Consider the following 19,102-nt stretch of genomic DNA (forward strand, 5'->3'; position numbering starts at 1 on the left):
ACGATCTCCCACCTGCCCACGCTCGGTCATTGCCGTGAGCGGGCGTATCGACGGTAGGGACAGCCTTACCGTGGTCAGTCCATGCCGCGCCGCCCCGGTGTCCAGAAGGGCTTGACCATGACGGCGCCGCGCGGCCACCGGCGGTCGCGCAGGCAAGTGTTGGCGGATCGCCTGGCAGGTGCGTGCCTCACCCGCGATGTAGACGGTGCCTTCGGTGGCCAGGTCGCGATGCCGGATAGCGTCGAGAATCTGTCCATCGTGGACCCGGTCGAGTTGGCGGGCAGCGGCACCTCGCCGGCCGGTCCGCTGGCCTTTAACACCCCGTCGACCGCGGCGTCGTCGGGGAGTGCCCGGAGCATGGCCGCGAACGGCACGGCGGCGGTCTCGTCGCCGGTGAACACGTGCGGGCCGTTCGCGTCGCGAAGCACGAGCCGGCCCTCGGGCCTGCTGAGGCTGACCGGGTCGCCGGGGCGGGCGGTGCGGGCCTAGACGCTGCCCGGCCCGTCGCCGTGGTCGAGCACGGCCAGGTCGATCAGCCCGCGGTCCGGGTCGAGATCCCAGATCGAGTACGTGCGGCGGGCGTCGCCCGGGTTGCGCAACCAGCGACTCGGCGGGGTGACGTTGACCCGGATGTGTTGGCCGGGTCGCCAGGCCAGCCCACGCAGCGACTCGCCGGCGAGGCGGATCGCCCGCATGCGGTCGGTCAGCGGCGCGACCTCGGTGACGGCGGCGCGAAGGAAGAGGGCCATGGCGCGCTCCCGGCTGCCGGCTGGGATTGACCGCCACGATCGACGACATCGCGGCGGAGGCCGGGCTGGGCAAGGGCACGATCTACGAATACTTCGACTCCAAGGCCCAGATCTTCACCGCCCTGCGGGGCCGCTACATCGAGCGGACCGTGGCGGCGGGTGACCGGGCGATGCCGGCGCAGGGCCCGGTCATCGAGCAGATCCGGGCATTCGTCGCCGGCATGTTCGGGTTCGCCGTCGCCGACGCCCAACTGGTCTCGCTGCTCTTCCACGAGGCCGGCATCGACGAGGCAGACGAGTTGGGGCCGGTCGCCGCGCGGCTGGTCGGTCTGGTCCGTGCCGGCGTCGCGGCCGGCGAACTCGGCGTCGCCGATCCCGAGTTCAGCGTCGAGTTCCTGCTGCACGGCCTGCACGGGGTGCTGGAACACGCGCTGGCCCGCGGTGTGCCGACCGAGCAGGTGCTGGCCAAGCTCGCCGCACCCATCACGGCGCTGCTCGATCCGCGCTAATCCGGTTGCCCCCGGTCGTAGCGTGTTTGTGTGATCAAGCGGGACGAGTTGCGGCAACAGGTACGCACGACGGTCAGCGGGCTGATCGCCGACGGGATCGAGGCCGGCGTGCAGGTGTGCGCCTACTTGGGCGGCGAGGTGCTGATCGACGAGGTCGCCGGCCTCGCCGACCGGCAGACCGGCCGGCCGCTGACCGCCGACACGCCGATCTTCAGCTTCTCCACCGGCAAGGCGCTCACCGCGACCGCCGTGCACGTGCTGGCCGAGCGCGGCCAGATCGACTATGACCTGCGGATCGCCGACGTGTGGCCGGAATACGGGCGGCACGGCAAGGAGGGCACCACGCTGCGGCACGCGCTGACGCACAGCGCCGGCGTGCCCGCGCTGCCGGCCGACATCACCCGGGCCGACCTGACCGACTGGGCCGGGATGTGCGCGCTGCTGGCCGACGCGACACCACTGTGGACACCCGGCACGGCCTACGGCTATCACGCCTGGACGTTCGGCTACCTGATCGGTGAGACGGTCCGGCGGGCGACCGGGCGGACGCTGACGCAGGTGCTGGCCGACGACGTCGCCGGGCCGCTCGGGGTCGCTGGTGAGCTCTTCCTCGCCGTACCCGATGCGGATCTTCCTCGGTTGGCCACCCTCGAAGACCGCAACCTGGCGGCGGCGATGGCGGCGGCCAGCCAGTTCATGGTCAACTTCGACCGGATCGCGCCGCCCGGCGTGCGGCCCGATCGCGCGCTGGGCAACGACCCCGGCGTGCTGCGCGCCGAGATCGGCGCGGTCGGCACGATGACCGCCCGCGCGGCGGCGAAGATGCTCGCGGCGCTGATCGGCGAGGTCGACGGCGTCCGGCTGATCTCGCCGGAGCGGCTCCGCGAGGCCACCACGCTGGCGATGACCGGCGACGACTGGGCGGTCGGCTTCCCGGCACCGCGCGGGCTGGGCTATCAGCTGCAGGAGGACTTCTTCGGCGCCAGCGGCAACGGCGGCAGCATCGCCTACGCGTTCCCGGAGATCGGGTTGACCGTTGCGGCAACCAAGAACCTGCTGTCCGCCGGAGCCGAAGACCCGATGGAAGACCTGCGCAAGCTCATCCGCGGCGCGGTCAGTTAGACCTCTCCCGAGCTGCCCGAGCAGGTGAGCAGTAACCGGCGCGCGGATGTTCGCGCCGGCCTCGTGTCACTGCTCCGGCGGCACGAGCGCACTCGGATCGCTTACATAGATCGCGACGAAAACGCCCGAGAGTAGGACGCCGACGGTGCCGGCTGCGAGGGCCAGGGCCGCCAATGCTCGCGTTTCCGGCTGCCGCAGCCCACGAATGCTCAGCAGAATCGCGGCTATACCGGCTACGCCGCCGACGCCGAAGCAGCAGGACAGGGGAATCGAGAGGCCGCCGACGATGAGCGCGGCAACGACAGATGGCCTGCCCAATCCGACGTCTGGTCCCTGTTGGACAATGGGCTGCTGCTGCGGATCCCAACGGAACTGTGGCGGTAGGTCCGCGAGTTGGGCCAGCAACTCGCCCAGCCATTTGGCCTCGTTCGCACCCGCCATTCGGTGTTCATACTCGGCCAGATCCAGATAGCCCTGCTCGAGCGCACCCGTGAGCAAGTTGACCACGTGGGTTCGCTGGGCGGTTCCGACGCGCTCGTTCATCGTGCTTTACCCGGCATTCACGTGATCCTGCCAAGCCGGGAACGTGAAGTCCTCCTACGCTCGTCTCGTTGACGGGACCAGTTCGGCGGGTGTTGATGGCGCTATGACCGGCGGAGGGCGACGACCGCGATGTCGTCGCCGACCGGAGGGGTGGCCAGGGTCATCAACAGGCGGTCGGCGTAGGACTCCAGATCGGAATCCACCAGGACGGCCGCCGCGGCCAGGTCGGCCAAGCCGTCGTCGATGTTGCGGGCCCGGCGTTCGACCAGGCCGTCGGTGTAGAGGACCAGCGTGCCACCGGGTGGGAGGACCAGTTCGAGGTCGGCCGGGCGCGGTGCGGCGATGCCGAGCAACGGCGCGGGATGGTCGACGTATGTGGCGACGCCGTCGATGACGAGCACCGGTGGCAGATGGCCCGCGTTGGCCAGCCGGATCCGGCCGGTGGCGGGCTCGATCGTGAGCACGCAGATCGTCGCCAACTCGCCCGGCAGCAAGGTGAGCAGCAACTGGTTGGTCTTCTCCAGCACGGCACCGGGCGGGTGACCCTCGACGGCGTACGCCCGGACCGCGTGCCGGAGTTCCGCCATCACCGTGGCGGCGTAGAGGGAGTGCCCGGTCACGTCGCCGATCGCGGCCAGCAGATGGCCGTCGATCATCGTCAGCTCGTAGAAGTCGCCGCCGACCTCGGTCTGCGCGCTCGCCGGGACGTAGCGGACCGCCAGGTCGTAGCCCGGTACCGCCGGTATCCGTTGCGGCAACAGGCTGCGCTGCAGAGTGAGCGCGATCCGATGCTCCTCGTCGTAGGTGCGCTGCGCCTCGACCGCGGCCGCCACCGACTGGACCAGCAGGCGCAGCACGTCGGCCTGCTGGCGCAACGCCGTGGCCGGCACCGCCACGTGCAGCGGCGGGCGGTCGCCGCGCAGTCGGGCCGTGCCGACGGCGACCTCGTCGGTAGGCCAGTCGAGCTGCGGCCACTGGGTGGCCGGGTCGCTGCGGACCGCGGCACCGACCGGCACCACCGCCGTCGCGGCCGGCCATTCGCGGATCAATGGCGGCGAGTGCGGGTCGGCCACGGCCGCCACCAGGCGGTCGCCCGCGGAACTGCCCGCGGTGACCGTGTCGGCCGCCACCACAGCCCCGCTGCCGAAGATCTCCGCGGCCCCGATCGCGGCCGCGGTCAGCAACTCGGCGAGGGTACGCGCGCTGTTGACCGCCACCGTCGTCTCGGCCAACCGGGTCAGGCCGGCGGCCAGCGTCTCGGCGTGCCGCCGCGCCCGGTAGTAGCGCAGCACGGCATGCGCGGTCGCGATCAACTCGTCGGGCTCGATCGGCTCGGCCAGATAGGCGTCGGCGCCGCGGGTCAGGCCCTGCGCGCGATCGGCCACGTCGACAGCGTGCGCGGACACGTGGATGACGGGTGTCGCCGCCAGCGTCGGGTGTGACTTGATCCGTTCGGATACCTCGAAGCCGCTCATATCGCCGAGTCGCACGTCGAGGACGACCAGGTCGATGTCGCCCCGCGCGACCCGTTCGAGCGCGGCGGCGCCGCTGTCGGCCTCGACCACGGTGAGACCGGCCCGGGTCAGCCAGCGGGTCAGCAGGTAGCGCTTGGCGTCGCTGTCGTCGACGACCAGGACGGTCGTCGACTCAGGATGCTCCATGATCGCCGCCCGCCGGCAGCCGGACCGTGAACGTGCTGCCGGCGCCCGGCGCGCTGGTCACCGTCAGCATGCCGCCGAGCAGGGTGACCAGGCGGCGGGCGTAGGGCAGGCCCAGGCCGGTGCCGGTCGCGCCGGTCGGCGAGCGGCCGGGCACCTGGTAGAACTCCTCGAAGATGCGGTCGTGCAACTCCTCGGCGATGCCGACGCCGGTGTCGGTGACCTGGATCAGCCAGTCGTCGCCGGCCCGCGACGCGCTCATCCGGACGGAGCCCGCGGCGGTGAACTTGAGGCCGTTGTGCAGCAGGTTGCGCAGCACCTGGGCGAGCAGCACCTCGTCGGAGCGGATGGTCGCGGGCGGCGACGGGTCGACGACGACCAGCTCGACGGCGCCGGTCGCCATCGCCCGGACCGTGCCGCGGAGCTGGCTGAACAGCACACGCAGGTCGACCTCGGCCCAGTCGGGCTGGATCGTGCCGGACTCCGCCTTCGCCAGGTCGAGCAGGTCGTTGACCAGGCGCAGCAGGTCGGCCGCGGAACCGCGGATCAGCGCCACCTGGCGGGCCTGCTCCTCGGTCAGCGGGTCGGAGTCGGCGTCGTCGAGCAAACGGGCGAGCCCGATCACGGCCGTCACCGGCGCCCGCAGCTCGTGGCTGACGTTGGCCAGGAAGCGGGTCTTGGCCTCACTGGCCGCGCGGAGCTGGGCCGACCGCTCGTCGAGCTCGGCGTAGAGCGCCACCACGCCCCGGTTGGTCTCCTCCAGCTCGCCGGAGAGCTGGTTGTAGAGGGCCATCACGCCGCGGTTGGTCTCCTCCAGCTCGGCGTTGAGCCGGGCCAGGTCGTCGCGGTGGGCGCGGGTCTCCTCCAGCGCGGCGAGCAGCTGCTCGTTCTGCTCGGCCATCTCGTCGAGCGGGGTGCGCGGCGCCAGCGCGGACAGGTCGTCACGGATCCGGTCGAGGTCGTCGGCGGTCAACCCCGCCGAGCCCGGAATCCGTCGGCTCATCCTCACCACCGTGGTCGTCGGTCCATCCTGGACAGTGAGGTCGTCGACCAGCCGGCCGAGGGTGGGCAGCCGCACCGTCTTGGCCGGCTGAACCGCGACAACCTCGACCCTGAGTGTCCCACCGTCGACGCCGAACCACACTTCGGCGCCGATCGCGGGCGGCCCGTCGCGGTCGGTGAACAAGGTGCGACCGACCTCGCTCAGGGCGGTGGCCAGCCGCACCTGGTCCTGGTGTTCGAGACCGACCGCAGCGGCCACCTCGCGGGCCCGCTGCCGGGCCACGAACACGTCCGATTCCGTACGCAACATCACGTGCAGCAGCCGGGTGGTCATCGCCGGGCCCTCGCCACGAGCACGCACGCGTCGTCGCGCCGGGTCCCGGCGTCGCGCAGCACGGTCGCGGCGACCACCTGCGGCGCCCGTTCCCGCAGCCCGGGGTAGTCGTCGAGATTCCACCGGTCGACCACGCCGTCGGAGTGCATGACCAGCAAGGCGCCCGGCCCGAAGGGATAGCTGAACTCGCGCGTCGCCCGGCGCTGGTGACCGGCGATCCCGGGCAGCGAGACCAGGCCGCGCCGCGCCGTGTCGTCGACCACGAAGCCGGCGATGTTGCCCAGCCCGGCGAACCGCACCTCGCCGTCGTCGAGTTGGGCGACCGCGATCGCGGCACCGCGGGTGTGCCGCACCGCGCGGTGCAGGTGCTCGACGACCGCCGCCGGTGGGCCGGCCGGTGCGGCCTGGAAGGCCTGCACGGTGGCCGCGGTGGCGGCCGCGGCCATCGGACCGTGCCCAAGACCGTCGCTGACCAGAACCTGGGTGCGCCCGCCGGCGGAGCGCACCGCGTAGCCGTCGCCGCACACTTCCTCGCCGCTCATCGCCCGGCTGACCGCGGCCGCCGTGGCCGGTGCCGGCGGCGGCCCGGGCCAGACCTGCGCGAGTATCACCGTGCCCCGTCCCTCGACCGAGCTGACGTCGAGCGTCCCGGCCTGGCGGGCGATCGCGCCGAGGCCGATGCCGAGCGTCCCGGTGGTCGAGTGGCCGTCGCGGGCGAACCGGGTCACGTCGGCCATCCCGGGACCGGTGTCGACCGCGAGCAGTTCCACGCCGGCCACCTCCGCCGAGCGCACCCGGCGCACCAGCAGCAGGCCGTCGTCGGCATGCTTGACGAGGTTGCTGGCCAGTTCGGTGGCGACGATAGCGAGGCCGCTGAGGGAGTCGGTGCCGAGCCCGACCTCGGCGCCGAGATCCTCGGCGGCCCGGCGCGCGGCGCTGACCGCGCTGACCTCGTCGAGGCGGAACCACAGCCCGCCGTCGATGAGGCCGCTGTTGCGGCTCACCGCTACCGCGCCCACTTCAGGACGGTGATCCGGGTGCCCCGGCCCGCCGCGGTGTCGATGTCGAACTCGTCGACCAGTCGGCGCGCGCCGCTGAGCCCGAGGCCAAGCCCGCCGCCGGTGGTGTAGCCGTCGGTGAGGGCCAGGTCGAGATCGGCGATGCCGGGACCGTCGTCGGTGAACACGATCCGGATGCCCTTGCGCCGCCCGCTGTCGACGACGGTCACCTCGGCGCCGCCGCCACCGCCGTACACGAGCGTGTTGCGGGCCAGTTCGCTCGCCGCGGTGACCAGTTTGGTCTGGTCGACCAGCGACAGCTTCGCCGCGACCGCCGCCGTCCGCACCAGTTGCCGCACCCGAACCACGTCCTGGTCAGCGGCGATGGTGACGACCTCCGTCTGGACTTCGGTGGTCACGGCGCGGGGTGACCGTCGAGATCGAAGTCGAGTTCGACGGAACCGTCCTCGCGCGACTGGGCCAGCAGTTCCATGCCCCGCTCGACGTTGAGCGCCGTGCGGATGCCGTTGAGCGAAAGCCCGAGCTCGACCAGTGTGATCGCGACCGCCGGGCGCATGCCGACGACCACCGTCTCCGCATCGAGGACGCGGGAGATCGAGGCGATCGAGGAGAGCATCCGGCCGACGAAGGAGTCGACGATGTCGAGCCCGGTGATGTCGATGATCACACCGTGGCAGCCGGTCGTGACGATCCGATCGGCCAGGTCTTCCTGCAGCGCCAGCGCGGTCTGGTCCTGCATGTCGACCTGGATGGAGACCAGCAGCAGGTCACCGATCTTGAGGACCGGGACGCGTTCCATCAGTTGCTCCGGGCCTTGCGACCCGCCTCGATCATCCGCAGTGCGTGGCGCAGCGCGTCGGCCAGCGTCGCCTTGGTGGCGATGTCGCCGAACTCGATGCCGAGCGCCACGATCGTCTGGGCGATCTGCGGGCGGATGCCGGAGATGATGCATTCGGCGCCCATCAACCGCGCCGCCACCACCGTCTTGAGGATGTGCTGGGCGACCTGGGTGTCGACGGCGGGTACGCCGGTGATGTCGATGATCGCGTACGGCGAGCTGGTCTCGACCAGCGTCTCCAGCAGCCGTTCCATCACCACCTGGGCGCGGGCCGAGTCGAGCGTGCCGACCAGCGGGATCGCGACCACGCCCTCCCATAGCTTGACCACCGGCGTGGCCAGCTCCAGCAGCTGCTCAGCCTGGTCGGCGATCAGCTCCTCGCGGGTCTTGGCATAGGTCTCGAAGGTGAACAGGCCCAGCTCGTCGACCATCCGACCGGCCGCGATCACGTCCGCGACCGCCTGCCGGTCACCGTCGTGCACGTCGAGCGTCTCGAACAGGGCGGTCTTGAGGCCGAAGATGGTGACCGCGGTCTCCGAGGCGCTGAAACCCTGCCGGGCCCGGCTGCGGGACAGATCGACCAGCGTGGCGCGCAGGCCGCCCGCGTCGTCGCCGGCGAGATCGAAAGCGCCGCCGTGCAGCGACTCGATGATCGCGCGGTGCAGATCCTGCACCTGCTTGTGCAGCTCAGCCCTGGTCAGCCGGCCGCGCAGCGGTGCCGTGACGGCGTCGGTCCAGGTCTCGGTCAGCTTCTCGGCCTGCGTATCGAGCAACGCCAGCAGGCGGCCGCTCTCCTGCGCGGTAAGTCCCATCCATACCCTCCCCAGGGACAGGCCGGCCGGTCCAGGATGCCGCCAGCGGGCGAACCGTACCACCGTTCCATCGAATCCGTGCTGGGCGGCAACTACCTGCGAACCCTACGATGCGCGCATGTCGGACGAGAGCTTTCGGACGCGGGTACGGGGTTGCCTGCTCGGCGGGGCAATCGGTGATGCACTGGGCAATCCGGTGGAATTCCTATCTATCCACCGGATCCGCGAGCGCTTCGGGCCGGACCTGTTGACCGACCTGATCGGCGACCCGGCGCTGATCACCGACGACACGCAGATGACGCTGTTCACCGTCGAAGGACTCATCCGGGCCAACGTGCGCTGGGACCGGGGCGTCTGCCATCCGCCGTCCGTCATCCACCGGGCCTATCTACGCTGGCTCGACACGCAGCGGCTGCCCGCGCCGCCGGCCGACGTCGACGGCTGGCTCGCCGGCCAGCCGTTCCTCTACGCGCGCCGGGCACCCGGCAACGCCTGCCTCTCCGGCCTGGCCGCGGGCCGGATGGGCACCCGCGACGAGCCGGCCAACCCGGATTCCAAGGGCTGCGGCGCGGTGATGCGCTCGGCGCCGTTCGGTCTCCATCCACGATGGACGGTCGAGCAGTCGTTCGACCTCGCGGTCGACTGCGCGGTGCAGACGCACGGGCATCCGTCCGGCTATCTCGCGGCCGGCGCGTTCGCGGCGATCACGCACTACCTGATCGGTGGCCGCAGCCTGGTCGAGGCGGTCGCGGGCGCGCTGGTGCTGCTCCGGACCCGGCCGAAGCACGACGAGGTCACCGCCGCTCTGGAAGCGGCCGTGGCGCTCGACCGGGCCGCGACCCCGGAGTTGGTCGAGCGACTCGGCGGCGGCTGGGTGGCCGAGGAGGCGTTGGCGATCGGTGTCTACGCGGCCCTCGCCCACCCGAACGACGTGCGGCGGGCGTTGCTGGTCGCGGCCAACCACTCCGGCGACAGCGACTCGACGGCCGCGATCGCCGGCAACCTGCTCGGCGCCTGGCACGGCGAGGCCGCCCTGCCGGCGGACTGGGTGTTCCGCCTGGAGGGCCGGGGCACGATCCTCGAGGTGGCCGACGACCTCGTGCTGGAATACACCCAGCGCGACCAGTTGCACGGCGACCACGGCCCCTACACGAGTTGGACGACCCGCTATCCGGGCAGTTGAGACCGCGGGTTCCGGGGGCGGCGCCACCCCCGGAGACCGTCGGTCACGCAGGATGCACGGCGAATCGGCGGGCTGCCGCGTCGATGGCGGCGATGCGGACCGCGACCACCGAACCCTCTTCGATCGGGGTCGACCACTCGCGCGCCGGCGCGAAGCCGTCGAACTCGCCGATCCGCACGAACGCGCCGAACGGCACGACGCTCACGACATCGCCGTGCACGACCGCGCCGACCGGGTAGCGGGAAACGAACGCGGCCCAGGCCGCGTCGGTGTCAGACATGTATTCACCTCCTCTCGATCACGCGGGTGCGGTGAGAAGAGGTGCGGCGGCGGGCCACGGGCCCGCCCGGCGATCAAGAGATGGCCGGGTAACCGTTCGAAGCGAAGCCCGTGCGAAGGGCCGACCCGGCAGTCACCCGGCCATCATAGAGGCGTCAGAGCGTGAGCGTCCACGAGTTGAGGTAGCCCGTGTCGGCCGCCGCGGCGTCGCGTACGCGCAGCTTCCACGCACCGTTGCGGGCCTCGCTCGAGAGGTTGACCGTGAAGGTCCCGTCGATGTTGTCGGCGCTGCCGCCCGTCCGGTTGCGCAGCGTGTAGAGGCTGCCGTCGGGCGCCACCAGGGTCACGACGAGGTCGCCGCTGTAGGTGTGCACGATGTGCACCTCGACCAGTGACGTGGTCGAGGCGGTGCCGGCGCAACCCGACACGGTGATCGTGCTCTCCACGGTGGACACGTCGGGGATCGTCAGGTCGGTGCCGTTGGTGATGGCACCGCAGCCGCCGACCGGGTTGACCGTCCAGGTGTATGACGTGCTGCCCGAACCGCCGGCCGACGCGGTGGCGGTCACCGTGACGCTGTAGGAACCCGCGGTCGTCGGGGTGCCGCTGACCGTGCCGGTCGACGACGAGATCGACAGGCCCGGCGGGAGGCCGGTCGCCGACCAGGTGTAGGGCGCGGTGCCACCGGAGGCGCTGTGCGTCGCGGAGACCGCCGTGCCGACCGTCGAGGTCCGGCTTCCCGGGTTGCCCACCGCGACGCCGCCACCGCCGGGGCCGCCGCCGAGGGACACCGCGGCCGCCAGGATGTCGGCGGCGAACGTGCGCACCTCGGTGTACACGCCGGGCGCGTTGGGCTGGGCGCAGCCGATGCCCCACGAGGTGATGCCGACCTGCACCCACTCGTTGCTGGCGTCGCGCTTGAACATCGGGCCGCCGGAGTCGCCCTGGCAGGTGTCGATGCCGCCGCCGGGCAGCACGCCGGCGCAGATCTCCTCGTTGGCGATCAGGCCGGCGTACTCGCCGCCCTGTGCCGCGCAGGTGCTGTCGCTGATGAACGGCACCGTCGCCTTGCGCAGGTAGCGCTGCTGGCCGCCGCCCTGCACCGTGGCACCCCAGCCGGCCACCGTGAACGACCCGCTGTGCAGCGAGGTGTCGGTGGCGACCCGCAGCAGCGGGCTGTTGATCGGGCTGGCCAGGCGGATCAGCGCCCAGTCCTTCCCGTTGCCGTTGTAGCCGGGTGCGCGGTAGACGTAGTTGGACTGCCGGGTGGTGCGGGCCGGGTCCTGCAGGTCGACGGCGCCCCAGGTCGCCGTGATCGACGTGTTGGCGCCGGTGCCGTTGACGCAGTGGGCGGCGGTCAACACCAGGCTGGTGGTGTACATCGCGCCACCGCAGCCCATCGAGAGCCGGACCATCCACGGGAACTCGCCCTGCGCGGCGGTCGTGCCGCCGACGATCGGTTGCGGACCGGTCGGTACCGCCGGTGACGCACCGGCCGGCCCGGCGAGCGCGCCACCGCCGGCCACCAGTGCGATCGCGGCGACGGCGCACAGCGCCATTCGTCGAAGTCGGGTCACAGCTTCCTCCCCATCGAACCTCGTGAGTATCCGGGGAATCTAGCTTCTTCGATCCTTGATCGGTCATCCCGAATGCCAAGGGGGTGCCGTGTGATGCCCGGCATCCCCCTTTGCAAAGTTTTGCAAAGGAAGATCAAGGAGCGATGTTCTGGTTCAGGTGGAAGATGTTGTTCGGGTCATAGGTCCGCTTCAGCGCGACCAACCGGCTCAGCTTCGCCGCCGGGAAGGCCCGCCGAACGCCGGCGGCGCCTTCGTCGCTGAGGGTGTTGAGATACATGCCACTGGAGTACGCGGAGAGCGGCGCCACCGCCGACCGGGCCGCCGCCATCCGGTCGCCGTCCTCCGCATCGTCGTCCCACCGGGCCGCCGCCACCAACTCGAAGAGCGTGCCGCGCTGGCCGTACGCCGCCTCGTCGTCGGGCACGTCCTGGATCGCCCCGCCGTAGGCCTGCAGTGACATCGCCGGCCGCAGCGCGGGGTCGGCGTCGCCCCGCGCGGCGAAGGCCGCGGCCGCGTCGGCCGGGAAGCGGTCGAGGTAGAGCCCTTTCCAGTAGCGGCGGAAGTGGTGGCCGTCGACCGCGTCGTCGATCGTCTGTAGCTCCAGATAGGACAGTTCGCGCACGCTCTCGCCGCGGGCGCGGCCCAGCCCGGCGAAGTCGGCTGTCAGCCGACGGCCCTCCGCCGGGTCGCCGATCCAGACGAAGCCGACGTCGACCATGCCCGAGGTGCCGACCGACGCCTGGAACGTCGCCTGGCGGGGCGCCGCCGCGCTCAGGTCGCGCCAGCCTTCGAGCACCGCGACCGCGTCGGCCGGGTCGAACAGGTAGCTGGCCAGCAGCGCGCGGGTGCCGACCGGGTGCAGGCGGAACTCGAACGCGGTCACGATGCCGAAGTTGCCTCCGCCACCGCGCAGACCCCAGAACAACTCCGGGTGCTCGTGCCGGCTGGCCGTGACCACCGCACCGTCGGCGGTGACCACCTGGTAGGACTCGACGTTGTCGCAGGACAGCCCGTACTGCCGGGCCAGCCAGCCCATCCCGCCGCCGAGGGTGAGGCCGCCAACCCCGGTGTGCGAGACGTTGCCGGCCGTGGTGGCCAGGCCGTGCTCCTGCGCCGCCCGGTCGAGCGCGCCGAGCAGGGCGCCGCCCTGCACCACGGCGCGCCGGGTGCGCGGGTCGACCGTGACCCCGCCCATCGGCGTCAGGTCGATCATCAGACCGTCGGCGGGTACGGCGAGCCCGAGCACGCTGTGGCCGCCGCAGCGCACACCGATCTCGAGGTCGTGGTCGCGGGCGTAGCGGACCGCGTTGACCACGTCGTTGACCGTGCCGCACCGCACGATCAGCCGGGGCCGGCGGTCGACCATCGCGTTCCAGACGGAGCGCGCGTCGTCGTAGCCGTCGTCGGTGGGAAGCAGGACCTGGCCGGTGAGGGATGCTGGCGTCGTCGTCATGACACCTACGGTGCCAAGAATCGGTACAGCCAATAAGCTCCGATTCCGTGGTGGATTCCTGGACCAATTCTTCGACCGCGACAGATCTGCTGATCACGGTGGACCGGGCGGCGCCGGTCGCGTTGCACCGCCAGATCGAGGCCGGGATCCGCGACCGGATCCGCTCCGGGAGGCTGCCGCTGGGTGCGTCCCTGCCGCCGACCCGCACGCTCGCGACCGACCTCGGGGTCTCCAGGGGGATCGTCGTGGAGGCCTACCAGCAGTTGGTCGCGGAGGGCTACCTGAGCAGCCGGCCCGGCGGCTACACCCGGGTGGCGGCCGGCCCGGCGGTGGCACCACCTCCGGTGCGGCCGGCCCGGGCCAGCGGCGTCCGGGTCGACTTCGGCTACGGGCGGGCCGACGTCGCGCACTTCCCGCGGGCCGCCTGGTTGCGGTCGCTACGCCGCGTGCTGACCCACGCGCCCGACGAGCGGTTCGGCTACGCCAGCGGGCAGGGCGTGCCGGAACTGCGGCTCGCGCTCGCCGACTATCTCAACCGGGTGCGTGGCACCGTCGTCACGCCGTCGACGGTCGTCGTCACCAACGGCTTCGCACAGGGCATCGCGCTGGTCGTGCAGTTGCTGGCCCGGCGCGGCGCCCGTCGCATCGCGGTCGAGGACCCGTCACCCGACGACGACGCGCGGGCGCACGCTCGCGCCGCCGGCCTGGAGGTGGTCGGCGTGCCGGTCGGCCCCGACGGCGTCGACGTGCGGGCTCTCGACAGGGTCTCGGCGGATGCGTTGGTGCTGACCCCGTCGCACCAGTGGCCGACCGGCGGCGTGCTGCCGGCCGCGGCCCGGGCCGGGGTGCTGCGCTGGGCCCGCGAGCACGACGCGGTGGTGGTCGAAGACGACTACGACGCGGAGCACCGGTACGACCGTGCGCCGGTGGGCGCGTTGCAGGGGCTCGACCCGGACCGGGTGATCTACGCCGGCACGGCCAGCAAGACGCTGGCACCCGGGCTGCGGGTGGGTTGGCTGGTGTCGCCGCCCGGATGGGTCGACGACCTCGCGGCGGCCAAGGTCGGCGCCGACCGTGGCTCGTCGGCGATCGACCAGTTGGCGCTGGCCGACTTCCTGACGCATGGCGAGTTCGACCGGCATCTGCGCCGGATGCGCCCGGTCTACCGGCGGCGCCGGGACGCACTGCTGGCCGCCCTGGCCGCCCACCTACCCGGCTTCCGGCCCGCCGGCGTGGCCGCCGGGCTGCACCTGGTCGCCTGGCTCCCGCCGGGGCTGAGCGAGGAGGCCGCGGTCACCGCCGGCCTGTCCCGGGGCGTCGCCGTCTACGGCGTCGGCCGCTACCGCCTCTCGCCCGGTCCGGCCGGCCTGATCTTCGGCTACGCCACTCTCGACCCGCCCGCGATCCAGGACGGGATCGCGCATCTCGCCGCCGCCCTGCGCGGGCACCCGGGCTGCTGAGCTGCCTGAGGGTCACGGTGCCTAGCGGGGCCGGCGGCCAACCACCTCGTCGTCTTCGAGCTCACCGGTCTCGACGAAGCCCAGCCTGGCGTAGAGGGCCCGGGCGGCGGTGTTGTCCGGCTGGTAGGAGAGCGCGAAGCTGGGCGCGTCGATCTCGGCCAGGGCCGCGCTGACCGCCGCGCGCCCGAACCCCTTGCCCTGATGCGCGGCGTCGACGGTGACGCCACCGAGCCAGGCCGCGGTGCCACCGGGCGTAAACCGGTTTGCGGGGGCTGTTAGACAGTTCGCATGACGACCGTACGATCGGCCACCTACGACGACGCCGGCCCCCTGCTCGCCATCCGCGCTCAGGTCTTTCCCTGGCAGGTCAACACCGTCGCCGGGCTGCGGCACGGCTGGGAACTCGCGATGCGCAACGCCAAAGGCGCCCAGTTCGCGGTCGACGACGAGCAGGGCATGGTCGGGTTCGCCCGCGCCGGCCTCAACATCTGGACGTCGGAGGAGGGTGCGGCCAACGCGACCGTCATCGTCCGGCCCGACGCCCGCGGCCGTGGGATCGGCACGGCCCTGCTGGCCGCCGCGGAAGACCACCTGCGTTCGATCGGCGCGCGCAAGGTCGTGTTCAACGCGCTCGACGAGCCCGACACCTTGCGGTTCGCCGAGAAACACGGCTTCACCCTCACTCACGAGGTGCGCTACCAGCGCCTGCTGCTGGCCGACCTGCCGGCGCCGTTGCCGTTGCCGGCCGGGGTGACCACCCAGACGGCGGCCGAGGCCGGCCCCGAGGCGCTGTTCGCCGTCGACGTCGAGTCGATGGCCGACGAACCGGGCGACACGCCGTTCGACAACGTCGAATACGACCAGTGGCTCGAAGATGTCTGGTCCGACCCCAACATCGACCGCGACCTGTGCACGGTGGTGCTGGTCGACGGTGAGCCGGCGACGATGACCTATCTCTACGCCGACCGCGACACCGGCCGCTTCATGTCGACCGGCACCGGCACCCGGCGCGCCTTCCGCGGCCGCGGGCTGGCGAAGATCGCCAAATCGGTCGCATTCCACGCGGCCCGGGACGCCGGGTTCACCGCGGGATACACCGGCAACGACGAGGTCAACCTCCCGATGCTCGCGATCAACAAGTGGCTGGGCTACCAGGTCGTCGGCGGCGAGCGCTCGTGCGTCAAGGCGCTGTGAGCGGGCGAGGTTGCTGAGCGGGCGAGAGTAGCGCGGCCCGGCTGGTTCGGGTCCGGATCCGGGGTTCGCCCGGGTCCGGCCCGTTGCTCTTCCTACGGTGGAAACCGGGGGGAGATCGGCCATGCTCAGAAATGCCTTGTCCCTCGCGCTCCTGGCACCCGCGCTGCCCGTCGCGGCGGCGCCGGTCGCGGCCCACCAGCCCGACTCGAGCCAGGTTGACGTGGCGGTGACCAGCACCGGAAAGCAGGACGCGGTTTACCGCGTCGCCGTTCGCAACCGCACCGAAGCACCGACCGAGCTGACCGTCCGGCAGAGCGTGCCCGACGGGGCCAGCATCGTGTCGACGAGCCCGGCACCCGGGCTGGGCGGTTCGCCCGGCCCGGGGTCGCCGAGCGAGTTGGTCTGGCCGGTCCGACTCGGTCCGTTCGAGAGCACCACGGTGACCGCGACGTTCCACCCGTCGGGTGTGGCACCGCTGTCCGGCGCGGCGTGCGCCTACGCCGGTTGGAACGGACAACCGGTGGACTGCTCCGCGACGGTGTGGACGCCGGAGCGCCCCGCGGTCGCGGCACCCGTCGTCGCCCCGCCCTGGTGGCGGCAGTGGTGGGTGCCGGCGGTCACCGCCCTGGTGGTCCTCGCGACCGTCCTGTTCGTCCGCTATGGCTGGCCGCGAGCGGCCGCCCGGGTGGCCGCGCTGAGCGACCGCGGTCGCGCCGGCGTCGCCGTGGTCACCGCGCTCGTCCTGCTGGTCGGGCTCGGCGTGCTGGCGGTGGCGTTGGCCCTGCCCAGGCTGGCAGCCGCGAGTTCCGCGACACACCGGATGCCCGCGTCCGGCTGGCACGGCCCCACGGCGACGGGGAAGATCGGTGTCCGGTTGCGGGACAGCACGTTCGAGTTCACCGCCTACCGCTTCGTCTGCGCGCCGGCCGGTGGTGGGCAGCGCTGCACGGCGGTGGTGGGGCTGACCAACTACGGGCCGGCGCCCGAATACTGGCATGGCAGCCTGCAACGCCTCGGCAACACGGCCGGCGACCCACTCGGCACCGACGCCATCGCGACCCGGGTGGCCAACGGCGGGCGCGATGTCTTCGACAAGCCCGTCGTGCCGGGACACCGCCTGATCGCCCAACTCGTCTGGTCGATCCCGGCCGCCGCCACGCCGACGACGATGGAACTGCGCAGCGGCGCCTTCGCACAGGGCGTGCGGATCAGCCCGTGAACCAGGTCATCGCCTGGCCGTGCGATCGGGTGTAGGCCAGCGGCGTGCCGTCGAGGCTCAACACGTTGTGCAGCCCGCTGTCCGGCGGGTCCGGCAGCGGGCCGGTGGCCAGCACGTCGGCGGACTCGTTGGCCAGCCAGTGCCCGAGCAGCGACCGGACCAGGTCGACAAAGGCCGACCGGCGCGGTTCGGGCACCTGGTAGAGCACCGACGTGTGGAAGACCACCAGGGTCGCCGCGGCCGGTGCCTGTGCGGCCAGCGCCGGCAGGTCGTCGACCAGGTCGCCGCGGACCAACAGCGGCGGCTCGGCGGCGGCGACCGCCGCGGCCGCCCGCAGCCGCTCCCGACGATGCGCGTGCTCGGGCCAGATCAGGGCCTCCAGCCAGGCCACGTCGGCGGCCTCGGTCACGTCGAGCGGGTTCAGATCCAGGCCCGCACGCCAGACCACCGACGGGCGAGCGGCGGGCGGTGCGACGCCGACGGCCGCGCACTCCAGCACCGGTTCGCCGGAGCCGAGGACCTGGTCGCCGTAGCGGTAGGCGTAGCGGTCGGGGTAGAGGCACAATCCGGCCGAGGCGCCCACCTCGAGCAGGGCCAGCGGCTGCGGCAGGGCGGCCAGCACCGGCAGCAGCACGGCGCAGCGGCCGGCCTCGTTGGTCTGGGTCGCCCGGTCGCGCATCGCCGCCTCGATGGTCGGCCAGTTGGCCAGCACGAAGGCCCGGAACTCGGCGACGTCGTCGACCGGGCCGCCGAGCCAGCGCACGACGCCGAACAGCAGGTTGGGCTGGCGTTTGGCCTCTGGCAGCAGGTCGAGCAGCGCGACCAGTTCGGCGTCGGCGCAGACCCCGTGGGCCAGCCGTTCGTAGGCGGGTGAGACGCCGTGCGCCTCACCCGCCGCGAAGTTCGCGTACACCGTGGCAGTCGACATGACCGCCATGATTCCTTATCTAGCAGGGCCCCAGGTCGCGCCATTGCGCGGTCCAGCCGGGCTCGGAGCCCTGCGTCCACCAGTTGGCCTGCCAGAGGTGCGTGCGGCCGGAGCGGTCCGGGTGCTTGACCCGCTGGCCTTCGAGATAGACCGTGCCCCAGTTCCAGGCCGGCGCGCCGGAGCAGTTGACCGGCGGATTGGTCGGGTTCTGCGTGGGTGGCTGGGTCGGCGGGTTGGTCGGGTTCTGCGTAGGTGGCTGGGTCGGCGGGTTCGTCGGGCAGTTGGAACCGCCGACCGTGTCGGTGTGCGTCGTGCCGGCCGACCGCAGCCCGGACACCCGCGAGCCGACCTGTGCCGGCGTCAGCGCCTCGCTGCCGGCGTAGTAGAGCCAGTCGACCTGCTGGTTGTAGACGCTGCGGCCACCCGCGTGCGCGGCCAGGTCGATGAACCAGAGGTTGAAGTTGATCGACATCGGCGTCTCGGGGTAGTACTTGTCGCCATGGTCGGCCACCTGCGCGCCGTCGACGTAGTAGCGGACGTGCCCGCCCGACACGGTGAACTGCAGGTCGTGCCAGCCGTTGAAGCTCTGCCGCTGCTCGGCGTGGATGTTGTCGGCGACCCAGGGCTCGTTCTGGTAGGTCTCCCAGGTGGTCTGGTAGAAGATCGGGCCCTGCTCGCCCCAGCCGCCGTTGGGCAGGTACTCGAAGTCGATCTCGCCGTAGTTCGGGTCGAGCGGGCGGTCCAGCGGTGTGATGGTGAAGAACGTCTCCACCAGGTGGTCGCCGTCGGTGCCGGACGCGGGGGTGTCCGCGAACCGGACCCGGGCGGCGTACGTACCCTCGAAGAACTTGCGTTGGTGGAGCATCTCGGCGTGTGAGGTGCCGCCGGCCGTGCCGTCGGTGGCGGCCGAGAGCTGCAGCACCTTCTGGCCGTCGACGGTCGGGAAGGACACATTGGACGCCGGCCAGCTGGCGCCGGGCACGCCGGGGCCGCCGGCGTTGGTGCGGACGGTCCAGTTACGTGCGGCGATCGCCGGGTCGCTCGACGACGAGTAGGCGAAGTCGTCGAACAGCGCGCCGCAGGGTGCGGCTGCGGCCGGGCCGGCGCCGCTGACCGCGGCGATGCCGGCGGCCGCGGCGATCAGGGCCGCCGCGGCCGCGCCACCCAAAAGTTGCGGGATGCGGGACATGAGCTTCCTCCTCAAAGGACAGAAGCGGATATGG

At 72.1% G+C, this 19,102-nt stretch carries 21 protein-coding genes; 6 read left to right on the forward strand and 15 right to left on the reverse strand.

Annotation, left to right across the window (positions count from 1 at the left end):
• Positions 1–74: 74 nt before the first annotated feature.
• Together AB0J74_RS28370 and AB0J74_RS28375 are read right to left on the reverse strand one after the other, a co-directional pair.
• Positions 75–428, reverse strand: coding sequence for a hypothetical protein (locus AB0J74_RS28370; protein ID WP_363453218.1), 354 nt, complete (start codon positions 426–428; stop codon positions 75–77).
• Positions 429–485: 57 nt separating this feature from the next.
• Positions 486–749, reverse strand: a complete 264-nt coding sequence (locus tag AB0J74_RS28375) for a hypothetical protein (protein ID WP_363453220.1) — start codon at positions 747–749, stop codon at positions 486–488.
• A gap of 26 nt (positions 750–775) precedes the next feature.
• On the opposite strand from AB0J74_RS28375, the gene AB0J74_RS28380 reads away from it, so the two are divergent.
• Entirely contained in the window at positions 776–1,258 is a 483-nt protein-coding gene (locus AB0J74_RS28380) for a TetR/AcrR family transcriptional regulator (protein ID WP_363453222.1), read from the forward strand.
• Between the two features lie 30 nt (positions 1,259–1,288).
• Positions 1,289–2,380, forward strand: a complete 1,092-nt coding sequence (locus AB0J74_RS28385) for a serine hydrolase domain-containing protein (RefSeq protein WP_363453224.1) — start codon at positions 1,289–1,291, stop codon at positions 2,378–2,380.
• Between the two features lie 66 nt (positions 2,381–2,446).
• Here AB0J74_RS28385 and AB0J74_RS28390 read toward each other — a convergent pair whose 3' ends face one another.
• The 7 genes from AB0J74_RS28390 to AB0J74_RS28420 all read right to left on the reverse strand — a co-directional run bounded on the left by AB0J74_RS28390 (position 2,447) and on the right by AB0J74_RS28420 (position 8,586).
• Entirely contained in the window at positions 2,447–2,923 is a 477-nt protein-coding gene (locus AB0J74_RS28390; protein ID WP_363453226.1) for a DUF1707 domain-containing protein, read from the reverse strand.
• Positions 2,924–3,024: 101 nt separating this feature from the next.
• A complete protein-coding gene (locus tag AB0J74_RS28395) occupies positions 3,025–4,584 on the reverse strand; it encodes a SpoIIE family protein phosphatase (protein ID WP_363453228.1) in 1,560 nt (519 codons plus the stop codon).
• Entirely contained in the window at positions 4,571–5,917 is a 1,347-nt protein-coding gene (locus AB0J74_RS28400; RefSeq protein WP_363453230.1) for a sensor histidine kinase, read from the reverse strand. Before AB0J74_RS28400 ends, AB0J74_RS28395 begins: the two co-directional genes overlap by 14 nt.
• Positions 5,914–6,936 (reverse strand): SpoIIE family protein phosphatase, encoded by a 1,023-nt coding sequence (locus AB0J74_RS28405; RefSeq protein WP_363453232.1) that lies wholly within the window; start codon positions 6,934–6,936, stop codon positions 5,914–5,916. The genes AB0J74_RS28400 and AB0J74_RS28405 overlap by 4 nt, the downstream gene beginning before the upstream one ends.
• Entirely contained in the window at positions 6,924–7,334 is a 411-nt protein-coding gene (locus AB0J74_RS28410; RefSeq protein ID WP_363453234.1) for an ATP-binding protein, read from the reverse strand. The genes AB0J74_RS28405 and AB0J74_RS28410 overlap by 13 nt, the downstream gene beginning before the upstream one ends.
• On the reverse strand, positions 7,331–7,735 hold the full coding sequence (locus AB0J74_RS28415; RefSeq protein WP_363453236.1) for an STAS domain-containing protein: 405 nt from the start codon (positions 7,733–7,735) through the stop codon (positions 7,331–7,333). Before AB0J74_RS28415 ends, AB0J74_RS28410 begins: the two co-directional genes overlap by 4 nt.
• Positions 7,735–8,586 (reverse strand): STAS domain-containing protein, encoded by an 852-nt coding sequence (locus AB0J74_RS28420; RefSeq protein ID WP_363453238.1) that lies wholly within the window; start codon positions 8,584–8,586, stop codon positions 7,735–7,737. The genes AB0J74_RS28415 and AB0J74_RS28420 overlap by 1 nt, the downstream gene beginning before the upstream one ends.
• A 118-nt stretch (positions 8,587–8,704) precedes the next feature.
• On the opposite strand from AB0J74_RS28420, the gene AB0J74_RS28425 reads away from it, so the two are divergent.
• The gene (locus AB0J74_RS28425; protein WP_363453240.1) at positions 8,705–9,769 is read left to right on the forward strand and encodes an ADP-ribosylglycohydrolase family protein; all 1,065 of its coding nucleotides are present in this window, start codon (positions 8,705–8,707) and stop codon (positions 9,767–9,769) included.
• A gap of 43 nt (positions 9,770–9,812) precedes the next feature.
• On the opposite strand, the gene AB0J74_RS28430 is transcribed toward AB0J74_RS28425, so the two are convergent.
• The 3 genes from AB0J74_RS28430 to AB0J74_RS28440 form a co-directional block, all read right to left on the reverse strand.
• Positions 9,813–10,049: a S1 RNA-binding domain-containing protein gene (locus AB0J74_RS28430; RefSeq protein ID WP_363453242.1), complete on the reverse strand. Its 237-nt coding sequence runs from the start codon at positions 10,047–10,049 to the stop codon at positions 9,813–9,815.
• A gap of 154 nt (positions 10,050–10,203) precedes the next feature.
• A complete protein-coding gene (locus AB0J74_RS28435) occupies positions 10,204–11,625 on the reverse strand; it encodes a trypsin-like serine protease (RefSeq protein ID WP_363453244.1) in 1,422 nt (473 codons plus the stop codon).
• A 133-nt stretch (positions 11,626–11,758) separates the two neighbouring features.
• The gene (locus AB0J74_RS28440; RefSeq protein WP_363453246.1) at positions 11,759–13,078 is read right to left on the reverse strand and encodes an FAD-binding oxidoreductase; all 1,320 of its coding nucleotides are present in this window, start codon (positions 13,076–13,078) and stop codon (positions 11,759–11,761) included.
• Between the two features lie 47 nt (positions 13,079–13,125).
• Here AB0J74_RS28440 and AB0J74_RS28445 point away from each other — a divergent pair, with 47 nt between their 5' ends.
• On the forward strand, positions 13,126–14,538 hold the full coding sequence (locus AB0J74_RS28445) for a PLP-dependent aminotransferase family protein (protein WP_363453248.1): 1,413 nt from the start codon (positions 13,126–13,128) through the stop codon (positions 14,536–14,538).
• 21 nt (positions 14,539–14,559) lie between these two features.
• Here AB0J74_RS28445 and AB0J74_RS28450 read toward each other — a convergent pair whose 3' ends face one another.
• Entirely contained in the window at positions 14,560–14,931 is a 372-nt protein-coding gene (locus AB0J74_RS28450) for a GNAT family protein (RefSeq protein ID WP_363453250.1), read from the reverse strand.
• Between AB0J74_RS28450 and AB0J74_RS28455 the strand changes: the two genes are divergently transcribed.
• Positions 14,827–15,732 carry a GNAT family N-acetyltransferase gene (locus tag AB0J74_RS28455; RefSeq protein WP_363453252.1) on the forward strand — a complete coding sequence of 302 codons (906 nt, stop codon included), beginning with the start codon at positions 14,827–14,829 and terminating at the stop codon, positions 15,730–15,732. The genes AB0J74_RS28450 and AB0J74_RS28455 overlap by 105 nt on opposite strands.
• Before the next feature lie 121 nt (positions 15,733–15,853).
• A complete protein-coding gene (locus AB0J74_RS28460) occupies positions 15,854–16,951 on the forward strand; it encodes a hypothetical protein (protein ID WP_363453254.1) in 1,098 nt (365 codons plus the stop codon).
• On the opposite strand, the gene AB0J74_RS28465 is transcribed toward AB0J74_RS28460, so the two are convergent.
• A complete protein-coding gene (locus AB0J74_RS28465; protein WP_363453256.1) occupies positions 16,941–17,879 on the reverse strand; it encodes a DUF2332 domain-containing protein in 939 nt (312 codons plus the stop codon). The two genes, AB0J74_RS28460 and AB0J74_RS28465, sit on opposite strands and share 11 nt — an antisense overlap.
• 19 nt (positions 17,880–17,898) lie before the next feature.
• Positions 17,899–19,068 carry a family 16 glycosylhydrolase gene (locus AB0J74_RS28470; RefSeq protein WP_363453258.1) on the reverse strand — a complete coding sequence of 390 codons (1,170 nt, stop codon included), beginning with the start codon at positions 19,066–19,068 and terminating at the stop codon, positions 17,899–17,901.
• Positions 19,069–19,102: the final 34 nt, after the last annotated feature.

Source organism: Asanoa sp. NPDC049573, assembly GCF_040676615.1.
Classification (GTDB): domain Bacteria; phylum Actinomycetota; class Actinomycetes; order Mycobacteriales; family Micromonosporaceae; genus Asanoa.